Source organism: Synechococcus sp. OH2 (assembly GCF_047462155.1).
In the GTDB taxonomy this organism is placed as follows: Bacteria; Cyanobacteriota; Cyanobacteriia; order Thermostichales; family Thermostichaceae; genus Thermostichus.
In genome coordinates this window covers 1-1,479 of sequence record NZ_JANSIR010000093.1, presented here as the reverse complement: position 1 = coordinate 1,479, position 1,479 = coordinate 1, and the positions used below count along the sequence as shown (strand labels likewise).

At 53.5% G+C, this 1,479-nt stretch carries 1 protein-coding gene; it reads left to right on the top strand.

Features of this window, described 5'->3' with window-relative positions; all coding sequences use genetic code 11:
* The first annotated feature begins 920 nt into the window (after positions 1 to 920).
* Positions 921 to 1,457 carry a DUF4347 domain-containing protein gene (locus tag NW835_RS08295; protein WP_414415025.1) on the top strand — a complete coding sequence of 179 codons (537 nt, stop codon included), beginning with the start codon at positions 921 to 923 and terminating at the stop codon, positions 1,455 to 1,457.
* The last annotated feature ends 22 nt before the right edge of the window (positions 1,458 to 1,479 follow it).

Sequence of the window (1,479 nt, the reverse complement as noted above, 5' to 3'; positions counted from 1 at the left end):
CGACAAGGGATCCCGCTGCCGGCTCCGCGGCTGCCATCCTGGGGCTGGTCGTTGATCCCTTTGCTCAGCTTTGTGGCCCGGGATCCACGGCTGCTCTTTGTGCAGGCGGGCCAGTCTTTTCGGCAGGCAACTCAGTTCAGCTAGTCGGCTTGAGCTCACGGGGAGAGATTTTGTTTCCCCCCTTGGCCACTGCCACCCTGGATAGCAACTTGCGCTTTACGATTCCCTTTTCTGGCTCGATCGCGCAGGCGCCGGGGAAATTGGTTTCGGTGCAATCGAACCCCGTTGGGCAGGGACGGCAGGCCAGCCAGCCTACACCGCTGCGGGGATTTGTTTTCAGTGCAGCCGTCGATGTCTCTCCTTGGAGCGAGGCTCTCTATCGCATCTTGCTGCGGGAACGGGAGCGAGTGCCCTTCTCGAACTTGGCCCCCCCCGAGGTTAGGGATTTGGAGAACATTTTGTTTGTTAGCATTCCTCTTTCCAGAACTGCCCGCAACCTAGAGGAAGTTATTGACGATATCATTCAGCAAGCGGATCGGCTGAGTTTTAATGGACTGCGTTTTGTAGAGGATCTGATTCGAGTTTGCTATGCCCCGGAAGGCAATCAATCCGATCAACCCTGTCGGCGGCGGATCCCGGTGCCTACTCCGCCTCCAGTGCCCATTGAACCGCCGGCAACTCGGCCACCAGCTTCTCCTCCTGCTCCCGGAACTCCTTTGCCGGCAGCAACACCTTCTCCTGAGGCTCCTACCCTACCCATCGTCATCACCAATAGAGCTTCAGTCCGTCTATCATCTGGAACTTTAGTATTCAGTAACCCAGTTACAGTGAGAGTGGACAATTTGTAGCTGCTTCGCTTGGAATTGAGTCCTGTTTCTTTCTTTTTTGAAGACATTCCCTGAAAAAGCGAGGAGTGTTAGATGTTGACCTCAAGACCGTCTCTGCCCAACTCTAAGCAACCCGCCGGGCTACTGCAGATTCTCAGCCGTACTTTGGGATCCGTTTCCACAGCTTTGCTCATTTTGCTTTTGAGAGTGGAGAATGCCGACTCCGCTACATCAGGGAATATACTTCTGCAACACTCTGCTCAAGATGAGCTGGTCTTTATCGACCAAGCTTTGCCCGATCTGTCGATCTTGCTAGCAGGGATCCGACCTGGAACAGAGATTATTCTTTTGGATCCTAACAAAGACGGGATCCAGCAGATCGCCGAGGCGCTGCGAGGTCGGAAAGGGGTTAGAGCTTTGCACGTTCTATCTCACGGGCAGGCGGGCTCAATACAGTTGGGCAAAAGCCTTCTCAGCCTAGAAAACCTATCCGAATATGCAAGCTTGCTCTCGCAGTGGAAATCTAGCCTGGCTGATGATGCAGAGATCTTGATCTATGGCTGCGAAGTGGCATCTGGCTTAGAGGGAGAGCTTCTCATCAAGCAGCTACAGCCTGTTAATTTAAAATAGGGTACAGGTTTTAAGAGGAAGG